The following is a 13,429-nucleotide window of genomic DNA, read 5'->3' as shown; positions in this document are numbered from 1 at the left end:
CCGGGACGCAGAAGGGGGCGATCGTGGGAGAGTACGAAGGCGATCCGCTCTCCCGCAGCAACGCGCACTTCGCGAACCCGGCCGGCGCCGATCTGTTCGACAGGCTCGAGGCCTACGCGGCGTGGACGCGCGGCAGGGTGGCGAGCGGCCACTTCCCCTACGCCAGGACGCTGACGTCGCCGCCCGAGCCCGTGGCGAGCATCGGCTACCTCGGCGGCTCGCCGCGGACCGGCATCAACCTCGCGGTTCAGGACTACCTCGGCCTGACGGCGCACGAGGCGATCCGGGAGGCCGCGGTCCGGACGATCCGGGACTTCGGGATCCACAGCGCCGGGTCCGCCATGCTCCTCGGCAACAACCCCTACTCGCTGAAGCTCGAGGCCGACCTGGCCGACCTCGTTCAGATGGACCACGTCCTCCTGTTCCCTACCGGATGGGGCGCGGGCTACGGGCTCATCCGCGGGCTGATCCGCGAGCGGGACCACGTCGTCCTCGACGCCCTGGTCCAGGGTGGCCTCCAGGAGGGGGCGGCGGCCGCCACGCGCAACGTCCACCGCTTCCGGCACCTGAGCAGCGCCCACGCGCGGGAGATCCTGCAGGCTATCCGGGAGACGGACCGGGAGAACGCGATCCTGGTGGTGACCCAGGGCCTCTCCGCGATGGATTCGGACATCCCCGACCTCAGGAGCCTCCTCGACGCCTGCCGCGCCTACGGCGCGCGGCTCGTGGTGGACGTGGCCCACGATCTCGGCGCACTGGGTCCCGGCGGCACGGGCACGCTGGGCACGCAGGGGCTGCTCGGGCAGGTCGACCTCGTGGTCGGCTCCTTCTCGAAGACCTTCGCGTCGAACGGCGGCTTCGTGGCCACGAACGACGCGCGGGCGAAGGACTTCCTGCGCTGGTTCGCGGGCCCGCACGCCTTCTCCAGCGCCCTCTCGCCCCTGCAATGCGCCGTCGTCAGCCGGGCGGTCGAGATCGTGCGGTCGGATGCCGGCCGTGCCCTGCGCCTGCAGCTCGTCTCCGGCAGCAAGCTGTTCCGGCAGGAGCTCGCCCGGCGGGGCTGCACGGTGCTCGGGTCGCCCTCCGCGATCGTGCCGGTGCTGATCGGCCGGGAAGCCGCGGCCCGGGTCGCCGGCAGGCACCTGAACGCGAGCGGCACCGTCGCGAACACCCTCGAATTCCCGGCGGTCGGCCTCGGGCGGGCCCGGTTCCGCTGCCAGCTGATGGCCACGCACAGCGGGGCCCAGCTGGGCGCCGCCGCGGAGGCGATCGCGGGCGCGATCGCCGTCGCGACGGCGGGGAGCAGAGGGCAGGGCCTCTTCCCGGAGGCGGCGTTCACGGATTGAGGGCGCCCCCGCGGGCGGGCGCTCGCCGCGAGCCCCTCAGCTCGGCTGCTCCTCGACCTCCTCGAGATCGGCCTCGGGGATGGGCTCGGGCGGCTGCGGCGTGGGCGGGTTCGGCGGCGGGTCCCCCTCCGGGGTCAGGGGGCCGGGCATCGGGTCGCTGTCGGGCTCCGGCGTATCGGCTGGGCTCATCGTTTCCTCCTGTGGCGGAGGATCACGCGCGAGGCCGGCCTCTGTTCCGCCGGGCTTCACCCGGATCGCCGGGCGTCGCCAGGATCGGCGGCCTCAGGCGATCAGGCGGATCAGCAACCCGATCAGCACGATCGCGCCGAGGCAGCGCCGCCAGGGATTGACCCCGCGCAGCAGCTCGTCGCCGGCCCAGACCGCCAGCGCGATCCAGGACGCGATCGCGGCCCACCGGCCGACCGCCGTGTCCGGGCCGGCGAGCCAGGCGACGGCCTGGGCGAGGCCGAACAACCACAGGGGCGCGTTCGGCCACTGGCCGATGACGATGCGCCCGCTCGTGCGGTCGCGGAAGAACCAGGTGAGGGCCGCGCGCAGCATCGCAGGAGACAAGGGTGAGGGTGGGGGGACGACGCGGTATACCGCGTGCAGCGCGGGCGCCAAGCGGACCCCCGGCGCCGTGGGGGCGCCCGCGGCAGGCCGGAGCGCGTGGCGGGAACCCGGCCGCTACCGGGCCGCGGCCGTGGTCGGGGCCCTCCGGGACGTCTTGCGGCTCACCTTGTTCAGGACCCGGGAGATCTGCTCGGCGGAATACGGCTTGTGGAGGAGCTCGAAGCCGTGGGCGCCCTCCTCCGCCAGGATGTGGCTGTAGCCCGAGGCCAGCACCACGGGCAGGTCGGGAAGGCGTCGGCGCAGCGCCCTGGCGAGGGCGACGCCGCCCATGCCCGGCATGACCGCGTCCGAGAACACCGCATCGAACCCGGCGCCGTCGTCGCCGAGCCGCTCCAGGGCCTCCTCCGCGTTGGCGGCCAGTGCCGTCTCGTAGCCGAGATCCTCCAGGATCTGCGTGGCGAAGCGACCGACCTCCACGTTGTCCTCGACGACGAGCACGCGCCGCCCCTCGCCCCAGGCGAGCTCGCCGGCGTCCTCGGGCACCGGTTCCTCGACGGGGTCCACCTCCGGCAGGTACAGGGTGAAGGTCGTGCCCCGTCCGAGGGTGCTGGCCACGTCGACGTCGCCGCCCGACTGCTTGGCGAAGCCGATGACCTGCGAGAGGCCGAGGCCCGTACCCTTGCCGACCTCCTTCGTGGTGAAGAACGGCTCGAAGATGCGCCCCAGCAGCTCGGGATCGATGCCGGTGCCCGTATCGGTGACGCTGACGGCCGCGAACGCGTTGCGGGACGGGCTGTGGCCGCGGATGGCCGGCATCGCCGCCTCGGAGGCGAGCCGCAGGGTGAGCGTCCCCTCGCCCTCCATCGCGTCGCGGGCGTTGATGGCCATGTTGACGAGCGCCGTCTCGAACTGGCTGGCGTCGGCGCAGATGAAGCAGGGGCGCTCCGGCACGTCGGCGACGACCTGGATTCGGGCGCCGGTGACGGTGTCGACCATCTCCGCCACGGCCCGGAGCCGGGCGCCGACATCGAAGGTCTCGGGCTTGAGGGCCTGGCGCCGGGCGAAGGCCAGGAGCTGGCCCGTCAGTCTGGCGGCCCGGTCGACCGTGTCGGACACCGCGTCCATGTAGCGGGCGCGCCGCTCAGCCGGGAGGTTCGGCCGGCGCAGGAAGTCCACCGACGAGCGGATGATGGTCAGCAGGTTGTTGAAGTCGTGGGCCACGCCGCCCGTCAGCTGCCCCACCGCCTCCATCTTCTGCGACTGCCGCAGCGCCTCCTCGGCCTGGGCGAGGCTGACCTCGCGGGCGCGCTTCTCGGTGACGTCGCGGGCGACGCAGTAGAGCTGCCCGTCCACCGGCACCGCCGTCCACGACAGGGTCCGATAGCTGTCGTCGCGGGTGCGGAAGCGGTTCTCGAAGGCCAGCGTGGTCTGGCCTGCCGCGAGCCGCCGCACCTCGGCCCGGGTCTGGGCGCGGTCGTCCGGGTGCTCCAGCCATTCGGACGTGCGGCCGACGACGTCCTGCGCCTCCCAGCCCAGGGTCACGGTCCAGGCCGGGTTGACCGCCAGCCAGACGCCGTCGGCGTCGGCCACGCCGAGCATGTCGTGGCTGACCTGCCAGATCCGGTCGCGCTCGGCGGTGCGGGCGGCCACCGCGCGTTCCAGCTCCTCGTTGGCACGGCGCAGGACGTCGGCCGCCTCGCGCCGCACCCGGGCGAGCTGCAGGTTGGCACCGACGCGCGCGATGAGCTCGCGGGCCGAGAACGGCTTCGTGAGATAGTCGTCGGCGCCCGCGTCGAGGCCCTCGACCTTGGCCTCGTCGCCGGCCCGCGCCGAGAGCATCACCACGGGCAGGTCGTGCAAGCTCGCGTCGGCCCGCACCGCGGCGAGCAGGCCGAAGCCGTCGAGGCGGGGCATCATCACGTCGGTGAGCAGCAGGTCCGGTCGCGCCGCCCGGGCGGCGGCGAGCGCCGCCTCGCCGTCCGCCACGGCCTGGACCGCGTAGCCCTTCGCGGCGAGCAGGCGTGCGACGTGCTCGCGCATGTCGGCGTTGTCGTCGGCCAGCAGGACGCGGCCCGTGGAGGAGGGCTCGTGGCGGACCGGATCGGCGTCGAGGATCAGATCCTCCGCCCCGGCACCGCCGTCGATCCAGCGGCGGGCCTCGGCGACGAAGGCCTCGACCCGCGCCGCGGTCAGGCTCGGCGTGAAGGCCTCGCCCCCCGTGCCGACGCCCTCCTGCCAGAGGGGCAGCGCGACGCGGAACGCGCTGCCCCGGCCCGGCTCGCTCTCCACCCCGATGGTGCCCTGGTGCAGGCGGACCATGTCCTGCACGAGCGCGAGGCCGATCCCGGAGCCCTCGAAGGTCCGCCCCTGGGCGCCCTCGACCCGGTGGAACCGGTCGAACAGCCGCGGCAGCTCCCCGGCCGGGATGCCCGTCCCGGTGTCCGCGACGGTGAGCACGGCGCAGGCGCCGTCCCGCTCCACCCGCACGGTGATCCCGCCGTCCAACGTGAACTTGAAGGCATTGGAGAGGAGATTGAGGACCACCTTCTCCCACATCTCCGGGTCGAGCGGCACGAGGGCGTCGAGGGGCGGGCAGTCGACGGTCAGCGTCAGGTTCGCCTGCTCGCAGAGCGACCGGAAGTTGCCGGCGAGCTCGGCGGTGAAGCGCGGCAGGTCGGTGAGGCGGAAGGCGGCCCGGGTGCGGCCGGCCTCGACGCGCGAGAAGTCGAGGAGGCCGTTCACGAGGCGCAGCAGCCTGAGGCCGTTGCGGTGGGCGACGGTCGCGAGCGCCCGGTTGTCGGGCAGGACCCCGGCCGGCGGCTTGGCGAGGATCTCCTCCAACGGGCTGAGCATCAGCGTCAGCGGCGTGCGGAACTCGTGGCTGACGTTGGAGAAGAAGGCGGTCTTGGCGCGGTCGAGCTCCGCCAGCCGCTCGGCCCGGGCCCGCTCCTCCTGGTAGGCGAGCGCGTTGGTGACGGCAGCGCTCAGGTTGGAGGCGACCTGCTCGCAGAAGGCCTGATAGCGCTCGTCGAACCGCAGCCGCGGGCTGATGCCGATGACCGCGATGCCGCTGGTGCGGCCGCCCTTCCCGGCCGTGATGGGCATGACCCGCGCCTGGGTGACCGGCTCCGGCCAAGGTCCCCCCGGCAGGCCGGGCATCCGGGCGTCGAGCCCTTCGAGCAGCACGGGCATCCCGTCGGCGGCCACCCGGCCGAGGGACCACGGGTCGTCGGCGCCGCCGGCCGCCAGGGCGAGGTGGGGCGCCGCTTCCGCCAGGCCGACCTGACCCGCCAGGCCGACCTGACCCGCCAGGGTCAGGCGGTCGCCGCCCGCATCGAAGGTGTAGAGCAGGGCGAAGGGAACGTCGTGCGGGTCGGCGGTCAGCACCTCCGCGGCGACGGCGTAGGCCTCCTCCGTCGACTTCGCCTCGATGGACCGGGCGGCGAGATCGCGCAGCAGCCGCGTGCGGCGGTCGGCCAGCACCCGCAGCGTGGTTTCGGCGACCGCGGTGAAGATGCCCTCGACGCGGCCCTGCTCGCCGCGGATCGGGCTGTAAGAGTAGTAGAAGTAGCACTCCTCGACGTAGCCGAAGCGGTTCAGCGGCAGGAGCTGGTCGTCCGACCACGTCGCCTCGCCCGTCTCGAAGACGGCGTCGAACATCGGGCCGATGATGTCCCAGATCTCGGCCCAGACCTCGGTGCCGGCGCGTCCGAAGGACCAGGGGTGCTTGTCGCCGACGACCGGCCGCCACGCGTCGTTGTAGATCAGCGCCCGCTCGGGTCCGTAGTACAGCACCACGGGGAAGCGCGTGGTCAGGCAGATGCTCACCGCCGAGCGCAGCGCCTGCGACCAGCCCTCCACCGGCCCGAACGCCGTCTGCGACCAGTCCATGGACCGCATGAGGGCGCCCATCTCGCCGCCGCCGGCCATGAAGCCGGTATCGACCGCCGCCCCGGCGGCCTCGATCCGGACGCCGGCCTGCAGCAGCAACTCCCGGAGCCTGGCATTCTCGAGCGCCAGGTCGCGCGCGGGGTCTTGCGCGAAATCTTGCGCGGGGTCTTGCGCCAAGTCTTGCGCGGGGTCTCGGCTGGCGCCTGTCGCGCGCACGGAGGGAGGCACGGTGTCGGACAAGGGGTCCCGGTGGAGGCTCATCGGGTTGGCAACGCGGCCGGTATCGTTCCGGATACGAACGAAACTAAGGCCGGGCCCGCGGACCGGGGGGCCCGTCCGACGCCGGCCCTCGCGCCCTGGATCGCGCCTAGCGTCTACGGCGCCCCGACGCAGTTCGCGTAGAAGGTGACGGTCGCGGGCCAGTCGGAGAAGACGCCGATCACGCCGACGTCGCGGTAGAGCACATCGAGAAGCGACAGCATGTCGCCGTCGCGGTCGACGAGCGGCCGGATGGAGCGATAGTAGGAGCCGCCGCCGGCCTTCAGGGGGCCTGACCGCTCCAGCGACCACCCGATCAGGTCGAGGCCGGCCTTCCGGGCCTCGATCGCGTAGGTCGACGGCCTGATCGTCCCGTCCGGGCCGACCGTGACCAGCATCGAGAGCGTCGGCGCCAGGATCCGTACGCCCCGGCCGGCGATCTCCGCCATCGTGGGCCGCCACGTCTCTGGTCTCATGGTGTCGAAGGCCGGGTCGGTGTCGCCGCGCTCGTCGAGGAACACGGCCTGCCGGCCGAAGTCCGGCTCCCGCTCGATCCAGTAGAGGATGTCCCGGAGCTGAAAGCTCTGGGCGAACACCTCGGAGGCCGGCACCCCGGCCTGCCGGAAGGCGTCGATCATCGCCTGGGCGTACTGATCCTGACTGAAATCGCCGTCGAACGGCATCGCCACCTCGGGCTTCTTCAACTCGACGGTGAATTTCCGCCCGAGCGATCGCACCAGCGCGATGTACTCCTCGAGCGTCATCAGCGTGCCGGTCGTCGCGTAGAGGTCGGTGCGCCACCGCGGCGTCGCGTTCATGTAGCCCTCGAGCGTGGTCGCACTCGGGTCGGACGCGTCCATCTTGCCGTTGAGCGCCTTGAACTCCGCGAGCGTGAGGTCGCTCGTGCAGCAGCGCGCCTCCGCCTTGCGGCCGGTCGCCGGGTCGGCCGGCGTGAAGGGCGTCGTGCACTTCGCCGCGAGCGCCGGCCGCGCCAGGATGTCCGTCGTGGTGTGCAGGTCGCACTGGGCGTGCCGGCAGACCAATCGGCGATCCTTCGTGAAGGCGACGTCGCACTCGATGATGCCGGCGCCCATCCGGGCCGCCGCCATCACGCCCTCGCCGGTGTGCTCGGGAAACTGGAGCGGGGCGCCGCGATGCGAGATGGAGAACGCGCGGGTCGTGTAGGTCCTGTCCGTCCCGCAGGCCTTGAGGCGCTCCTTGGCGGGCCCCTCCCGCATGCTGTCGACGAGGTAGAACGGGCGGGGACCGAGCTGCGCGGGCGCGCCGCCCTGCGCGTGCGCGCCGGCCCCGGCGAGCGCCAGGAGGGCGGTCGCGCCGATCCTCAGCCGAGCCGTGGTTCGCATGGCCATCCTCCTCCGGGCATGCCGCTTAGCGGCCGGGTGTGACGGCGACGCGAAGGGCGGCCCGATCCCGGCCCGTCGGGCCGCAGGGTCCGCCGTCGCGAGGGGCTTCGTCAAACGGCGCGAAAGATCGACAACATATTGTCGTATTGACATCTCACTGTCTGTCGGTACGTTGCGGGGCATGCCACAGGTCCCCTCCCCGCCCTCGACCGACTCGCATCGGGCGAGGCTTGCCCTGACCGGGCTCATCATCGAGGTGTTTCGCCTGAACGGCGACCTGCTCGCCGCGGGCGACGCCCTCGTCGGCGACCTCGGCCTGACCAGCGCGCGCTGGCAGGTGCTCGGCGCCGTCGCCCTGTCGCCGGTGCCGCTGCCCGTCGCCCACATCGCCCGCAACATGGGCCTGACCCGGCAGGCGGTGCAGCGCGTCGTCGACGACATGCGCGCGGAGGGCCTCGTCCGGCTGGAGCCCAACCCCCACCACCGCCGCGCCGCGCTCGTGGCGATGACCGGGCGGGGCGCGGACGCCTACCGCGAGGCGAGCGATCGCCAGGCGGTCTGGGCGGCCGGTCTCGCGGCGGGACTGGCGCCGGAGGCCGTCGAGGCCGCCGGCACGCTGCTGCGCGAGCTGCAGCGCCGGCTCGACGCGGCGGAGCCCTCCCCCGCCATCCCCACCGCTTCCACCCCGCGAGGAGCCTGAGCCGTGCCGAAGTTCATCGAGATGGCCGACACCGTGACGCTGGCCGACCAGCTGGCCGATGCGGGGGACGGCCCCGTCATGCTGTTCAACGTCCTCACCGCCCCGCCCGAGGACACGGACCGGCTCCTGGAGGCCTGGGCGGCCGACGCCGCCCTGATGAAGCGCCAGCCCGGCTTCATCGCGACCCAGCTCCATCGCGGCATCGCGGGCAGCAACGTCTTCCTGAACCACGCCGTCTGGGAGTCGGTCGCCCGGTTCCGGGCCGCCTTCGCCGATCCGGCGTTCCAGGCGCGGCTCGCGGCCTATCCCGACACCGTCGCGGTCAGCCCGCACCTGTTCCGGCCCGTGGCGGTGCCGGGCATCTGCATCGCCTGAGCGGCGGCCGCGACCTGTCGAAACGGGCGCCGATGTGCGTTCGGCGGGGCAGCCCGAGCGTCGCCGTCGCGCTAGGATGCCCGGGCGTCGGGGTTGGGGCGATCATGACCACGGATCGATCGGAGGGCGCGGGGCCGCGCCGCGTCCTCGTGCTGGGGGCCACCGGCACGATCGGGCGGGCGACCGTGCGGGCGCTGGTGTCGCGCGGCCACGAGGTCGTCTGCCTCGTCCGGCGCCCGGCCGGCACCGCGACCCAAGCGGGCGCGGCGGAGCCGCCGCGCGGTCCCGCGGGGGCCGCCGAGCGGATCGTCGATCTCACCGATCCGTCGTCGGTGGCGCGCGACGGTGTCCGCGGTGAGCCGTTCGACGTCCTGGTGTCGTGCCTCGCCTCGCGCACCGGACTGCCCGAGGACGCCTGGGCGATCGATTACGGCGCGCAGGTGAGCGCCCTGCACGCGAGCCGGGCGGCCGGCGTGCGGCATGTCGTGCTTCTGTCGGCGATCTGCGTCCAGAAGCCGGTCCTGGCCTTCCAGCACGCCAAGCTCGCCTTCGAGGCGGTGCTGATCGCCTCGGGGCTCGACTACACGATCGTTCGGCCGACCGCCTTCTTCAAATCGCTCTCGGGACAGATCGAGCGCCTGAAGCGCGGCAAGCCGTTCCTGGTCTTCGGCGACGGAACGCTGACGGCCTGCAAGCCCATCAGCGACGACGACCTGGGCGGCTACCTGGCGGACTGCCTCGACGACGGCGAGCGGCGCAACCGCGTGCTGCCGATCGGCGGACCGGGCGCGGCGATCACGCCGCGGGCGCAGGGCGAGCGGCTCTTCGCCCTCCTGGGGCGCGAACCGCGCTTCAGGCACGTTCCGGTGGCGATGCTGGACGTGATCGTCACCGTCCTGGCGACGCTCGGGCGATGGGTGCCCGCCCTCGCAGCCAAGGCCGAACTCGCCCGGATTGGCCGCTACTACGCGACCGAGTCCATGCTCGTGCTCGACCCGGCGACCGGGCGATACGACGCGCAGGCCACCCCCTCGACGGGCTCGGAGACGCTGTTCGACTACTATGCCCGCGTGATCCGCGGCGAGGCGGTCGCCGAGCGCGGCGACCACGCGGTGTTCTGATGCGGGCGATCTTCCGCGCGGCGCAGGCCCGCTGTCCCGAGACCAATCACGACGATGTCGCTGGGTCCGGGTTCGGGCACGAACTCGACGTGAGTCCGGCAGGCGTCGCGGTCGATCGGCCCATCGCCGCGCGGGTCGAGGAAAGCCCACACCGTCCCGCGATCGAGCCAATCAGGCGGTTCGACTGTCCCTTGCGATCCACGCGCTGCGGAATGCTGATCGAACGGCGCTCAGAGCAGATCCGCGAGAGCCGGATTGTGCTTCACCGGCGTGAATTCGATGATCTCGTAACGCACAAGCTGCTTCTGGCAAAAGGGATCGGCATCCAAGATGTGCTGGAGGTCGGACCGCGATATTTGACCGCGAACGATGATAATGCCTCCGTCGCGTGGCACCTTGGGGCCGGATGCCAAGAAGATACCCTTCTGATAGTAGATCTCCAGGTATTCACGATGCACTTGTGTCGCGGCCTCGATTTCCGCCAAGGGCCGTTCGTAAATCAGGTTGACTACAAACATCGCCTCCTCCCTTACGGCTAGCGCACCAGGTTGACGGTCACGTTCTTGGTCTGCGTGAAGCTGTCGAGCATCCCCGACAGCGAGAACTCCCGACCGAGCCCGCTCTGCTTGTAGCCGCCGTAGGAGTGGCCGGGGAGTTGCCCGCCGCCCTGGTTGATCTGAACCCAACCGGCCTCGACGTCGCGCGCGGCCCGAAGCGCGCGTCCGATGTCGTGGGTCCAGATGTAGGCCGCGAGGCCATAATGGCTGTCGTTGGCCATGCGGATGACAGCGTCCTCGTCGTCCCACGGGATCGCGACGAGAACGGGCCCGAAGATTTCTTCGCGCGCGAGGCGCCAGTCGTTGTCCGCCTGGGCGAAGGCCGTCGGACGCATGAAGTAGCCGCGACTCAGGGGGCCGTCCGTGTCGGGAAGCCCGCCCATGACGAGGCGTGAGCCGGGCTGGCGCAATCCGTCCTCGACGTAGCCGCAGACCTTGCGGAACTGTCGCTCGTTGATGATGGCGCCGATGTCGCTCGCCTCGTCGAGCGGGTCCCCGATGGTCAGCCGGGCAGCCTTGGCCGCGAGCTTCTCCAGAAAGCCGTCGTAGATCGAGCGGTGGAGGAACAGGCGCGATCCGGCGGTGCAGGACTGGCTCTGGCGCGTGAAGCGCATCGCCGTGACGATGCCCTCGACGACCCAGTCCTCGTCGGCGTCCGGGAAGACGATCGACGGGCTCTTGCCGCCGAGCTCCAGCGAGACGGGGAGGATGCGCTTGGCGGCCGCCTCCATCACGAGCTTGCCGACCCCCGTGGAGCCCGTGAAGGACAGCTTCGACACCCGAGGATGATGGAGCAACGGGCTGCCGCATTCCGGCCCCGTGCCGGCGAGCATGTTCACGACGCCGGGCGGCAGGTGCGCCTGGCAGATCTCCGCGAGCATGAGCACCGCCAGCGGCGCATCCTCGGCCGTCTTCATCACGATGGTGTTGCCGGCGCAGAGGGCCGGCGCGATCTTCACGCTCGCCAGGATGAACGGGGCGTTCCAGGGGATCACCGCCGCCACGACGCCCAGGGGCTCGCGCTGCGTGTAGCTCAGAATGTCGTGAGCCAGGGGAAGCGTCTCGCCCTTCATCTCGCTCGCAAGGCCGCCGAAGTAGCGGAACATCTCGGCAGCCGTTCGCACCTCGGGACGGGCCTGGGTGCGCAGCGCGTTGCCGGTCTCCTCGGCGATGGTGCGGGCGAGCGCCTCCTGCCGGGCCTCGATGTCGTCGGCGATCCGCATCATCAGGCGGCCCCGCTCGCGCGGCGGCAGCTTGCGCCAGGACGCGAAGGCCGACAGGGCCGCATCGACGGCGCGATCGACGTCGGCGCCGCCGCCGCGCGGCACCTCGGCGATCGGCTCGCGGCGCGCCGGATTCTCGACCGTGATGGTTTCGCCCGACGCGGCCCAGACCCACTCGCCCCCGATCAGCATCGGCTGGCGACGGATGTCCTGGCGCGTCGTGGAAGCTGCGCTGTCCGGCATCGTCTTCTCCCGTGATGGTCCGGACGAAGCCTCGGTCGCGGCTTGTCCGGTGAGCGCTTCGGCCCGTTGCGTCAGGATGGCTCGCTCGCACTGCGCATCTGCGCGACCAGGTCCGCGAAGACGCGGCCGCCGGTCGTGAGATGCTCGTGCATCGCGAGGCTCGCCGCTTCGGCGTCGCCGCCCACGATGGCCGTCACGATCGCATCGTGATCGCGATAGGATTGCTGCATCCGCCCAGGCTTCTGGAACGGATAGCGGCGGTAGACCCGCAGCCGCGCCCGCGCGTCCTTGATGCTGGCTTCCAGATAGGCATTGCAGGCGCCGCGGTAGATCAGCTCGTGCAACTCGGTGTTGACGATGTCGTAGCCCTGCTGATCGTCGAGGAACCCCTCGCTGCGCGCGTGGACCTCCGTCAGTTGTCGACGCAGCTCCGGCGGCATCCGGATGGCCGCAAGCCTTGCGGCCATACCCTCGAGTTCCGTCATGACCTCGAACATGGCGACGATCTGCTCGGCGCTCATGATCGCCACGGTGGCGCCCCGCCGCTGCCTGAGATCGACGAGGCCGCGCGAGGCGAGCTGGATCAGGGCCTCGCGCACGGGTGTCTTCGAGACCTGGAACCGCTCGGACAGGTGGCGCTCCTCAAGCTTCATGCCCGGGGCCAGGGCCCCGGAATCGATCTCGGCGCGGATCCAGTTCGCGATCTCGCCCGTCCGGTTGAGCTTCTGCACCGCCACCGTGTTCCTCGAGCCCCGGCTTCCAGCCCGTCCGTCCCGTTGCTCGCCCATCCCTCACCCGGGTCGGGCGCTTCGACGTCGGCCGACCCTACATATTTTTTTGGCGTTGACGAATATTTTTTTTCGTCTGAAAAAGATGCGAGTTGGTTTCCTCGGGGATCCCTCGCGATGTCAGCTGACGCTTCCGGCGAGCTTCCGACCCTCACGATCGAGGAGGCCGTCGCGCGCATCCGCCTCAATCGTCCGCACCAGCACAACCGCTTCGAGCCCGCCGATGTCGCGGCCATCGCGGCCATGCTCGAACGCCTCGAACGCGACCGGAGCGTCCGCGTCCTCGTGGTGACGGCGAGCGGGCCGAGCTTCAGCGCGGGGTTCAATATCGGGGCGATCGGCAGCGCGGGTTCGTTCGAGCAGGCCTTCGCCTTCAACCGGCTCTGCGACCAGCTCGAAGACCTGCGGATGCCGACGATCTGCGCGCTCAACGGCAGCGTCTACGGCGGGGCCACGGATTTCGCCCTGGCCTGCGACCTGCGGATCGGCGTGCGGGGATCACATATGATGATGCCGCCGGCCCGCCTTGGGATCCAGTACGGCTACGGCGGCCTGCGCCGCTACGTGGAGCGGCTCGGCCTCTCGGCTGCCAAGCGCCTGATCCTGGCCGGGGAGACGATCGATGCGGAGACGATGCTGCGCATCGGTTTCCTCGACGAGCTCCTCGCCCCCGATGTCCAGGCCGAGCGCGTCGACGCGCTCGCCGCGTCGGTGAGGGCGCGGGCGCCGGATGCCGTCCGTGGGCTCAAGGCGTCCCTGAACGCCATCGCCCGCGGAACCGCCGATCCGAACGAGGTCCACGACCGCTTCGTCGCGGCCTTCACGACGCGCAACGCCCAAGAGGGCTTGCGGGCGTGGAAGGAGAAGCGTCCGCCGCTCTTCGCGGACGACTGACCCCGCCTCGCGAGGTCCCGCGCCCGCCGCAACGCCGGCGTCCCGCGAGCACGGGGAACCCGAAGCGACATCAGAACGGGCGCAGGCCCGCCTTCA

12 protein-coding genes are annotated in these 13,429 nt (G+C 71.7%); 5 read left to right on the top strand and 7 right to left on the bottom strand.

Going from position 1 to position 13,429, the window contains the following annotated elements:
• The first annotated feature begins 23 nt into the window (after positions 1–23).
• The gene (locus ACLBXP_RS18755; protein WP_447669264.1) at positions 24–1,346 is read left to right on the top strand and encodes an aminotransferase class I/II-fold pyridoxal phosphate-dependent enzyme; all 1,323 of its coding nucleotides are present in this window, start codon (positions 24–26) and stop codon (positions 1,344–1,346) included.
• A gap of 36 nt (positions 1,347–1,382) precedes the next feature.
• On the opposite strand, the gene ACLBXP_RS18750 is transcribed toward ACLBXP_RS18755, so the two are convergent.
• The 4 genes from ACLBXP_RS18750 to ACLBXP_RS18735 all read right to left on the bottom strand — a co-directional run bounded on the left by ACLBXP_RS18750 (position 1,383) and on the right by ACLBXP_RS18735 (position 7,432).
• Positions 1,383–1,535 (bottom strand): hypothetical protein, encoded by a 153-nt coding sequence (locus tag ACLBXP_RS18750; protein WP_447669263.1) that lies wholly within the window; start codon positions 1,533–1,535, stop codon positions 1,383–1,385.
• Positions 1,536–1,628: 93 nt separating this feature from the next.
• On the bottom strand, positions 1,629–1,907 hold the full coding sequence (locus ACLBXP_RS18745) for a hypothetical protein (protein ID WP_447669262.1): 279 nt from the start codon (positions 1,905–1,907) through the stop codon (positions 1,629–1,631).
• A gap of 126 nt (positions 1,908–2,033) precedes the next feature.
• Positions 2,034–5,909 (bottom strand): ATP-binding protein, encoded by a 3,876-nt coding sequence (locus tag ACLBXP_RS18740; protein WP_447669261.1) that lies wholly within the window; start codon positions 5,907–5,909, stop codon positions 2,034–2,036.
• Between the two features lie 275 nt (positions 5,910–6,184).
• A complete protein-coding gene (locus tag ACLBXP_RS18735; RefSeq protein ID WP_447669260.1) occupies positions 6,185–7,432 on the bottom strand; it encodes a glycerophosphodiester phosphodiesterase family protein in 1,248 nt (415 codons plus the stop codon).
• Positions 7,433–7,613: 181 nt separating this feature from the next.
• On the opposite strand from ACLBXP_RS18735, the gene ACLBXP_RS18730 reads away from it, so the two are divergent.
• From ACLBXP_RS18730 to ACLBXP_RS18720, 3 genes are all read left to right on the top strand, one after another.
• Positions 7,614–8,132, top strand: a complete 519-nt coding sequence (locus ACLBXP_RS18730; RefSeq protein WP_447669259.1) for a MarR family winged helix-turn-helix transcriptional regulator — start codon at positions 7,614–7,616, stop codon at positions 8,130–8,132.
• Positions 8,133–8,135: 3 nt separating this feature from the next.
• Positions 8,136–8,507, top strand: coding sequence for an antibiotic biosynthesis monooxygenase family protein (locus ACLBXP_RS18725; protein WP_447669258.1), 372 nt, complete (start codon positions 8,136–8,138; stop codon positions 8,505–8,507).
• Positions 8,508–8,656: 149 nt separating this feature from the next.
• The gene (locus ACLBXP_RS18720; RefSeq protein ID WP_447669285.1) at positions 8,657–9,628 is read left to right on the top strand and encodes an NAD(P)H-binding protein; all 972 of its coding nucleotides are present in this window, start codon (positions 8,657–8,659) and stop codon (positions 9,626–9,628) included.
• A gap of 230 nt (positions 9,629–9,858) precedes the next feature.
• On the opposite strand, the gene ACLBXP_RS18715 is transcribed toward ACLBXP_RS18720, so the two are convergent.
• The 3 genes from ACLBXP_RS18715 to ACLBXP_RS18705 all read right to left on the bottom strand — a co-directional run bounded on the left by ACLBXP_RS18715 (position 9,859) and on the right by ACLBXP_RS18705 (position 12,388).
• On the bottom strand, positions 9,859–10,146 hold the full coding sequence (locus ACLBXP_RS18715; protein ID WP_447669257.1) for a YciI family protein: 288 nt from the start codon (positions 10,144–10,146) through the stop codon (positions 9,859–9,861).
• A 17-nt stretch (positions 10,147–10,163) separates the two neighbouring features.
• Complete coding sequence (locus tag ACLBXP_RS18710) at positions 10,164–11,651, bottom strand: aldehyde dehydrogenase family protein (protein ID WP_447669256.1); 1,488 nt, start codon at positions 11,649–11,651, stop codon at positions 10,164–10,166.
• A 71-nt stretch (positions 11,652–11,722) separates the two neighbouring features.
• Complete coding sequence (locus ACLBXP_RS18705) at positions 11,723–12,388, bottom strand: GntR family transcriptional regulator (RefSeq protein ID WP_447669255.1); 666 nt, start codon at positions 12,386–12,388, stop codon at positions 11,723–11,725.
• Positions 12,389–12,556: 168 nt separating this feature from the next.
• Between ACLBXP_RS18705 and ACLBXP_RS18700 the strand changes: the two genes are divergently transcribed.
• On the top strand, positions 12,557–13,333 hold the full coding sequence (locus tag ACLBXP_RS18700; RefSeq protein ID WP_447669254.1) for an enoyl-CoA hydratase/isomerase family protein: 777 nt from the start codon (positions 12,557–12,559) through the stop codon (positions 13,331–13,333).
• Positions 13,334–13,429: the final 96 nt, after the last annotated feature.

The sequence above is a fragment of the Methylobacterium sp. A54F genome (assembly GCF_053346035.1).
The sequence above is the reverse complement of the archived record's forward strand: the minus strand, read 5'-3'. Positions and strand labels throughout refer to the sequence as shown.

Coding starts and splice junctions, on each gene's coding strand:
- ACLBXP_RS18750 (WP_447669263.1), bottom strand. CDS start 1,535: ATGAGCCCAGCCGATACGCCGGAGCCCGACAGCGACCCGATGCCCGGC.
- ACLBXP_RS18745 (WP_447669262.1), bottom strand. CDS start 1,907: ATGCTGCGCGCGGCCCTCACCTGGTTCTTCCGCGACCGCACGAGCGGG.
- ACLBXP_RS18735 (WP_447669260.1), bottom strand. CDS start 7,432: ATGCGAACCACGGCTCGGCTGAGGATCGGCGCGACCGCCCTCCTGGCG.
- ACLBXP_RS18730 (WP_447669259.1), top strand. CDS start 7,614: ATGCCACAGGTCCCCTCCCCGCCCTCGACCGACTCGCATCGGGCGAGG.
- ACLBXP_RS18715 (WP_447669257.1), bottom strand. CDS start 10,146: ATGTTTGTAGTCAACCTGATTTACGAACGGCCCTTGGCGGAAATCGAG.
- ACLBXP_RS18710 (WP_447669256.1), bottom strand. CDS start 11,651: ATGCCGGACAGCGCAGCTTCCACGACGCGCCAGGACATCCGTCGCCAG.
- ACLBXP_RS18700 (WP_447669254.1), top strand. CDS start 12,557: ATGTCAGCTGACGCTTCCGGCGAGCTTCCGACCCTCACGATCGAGGAG.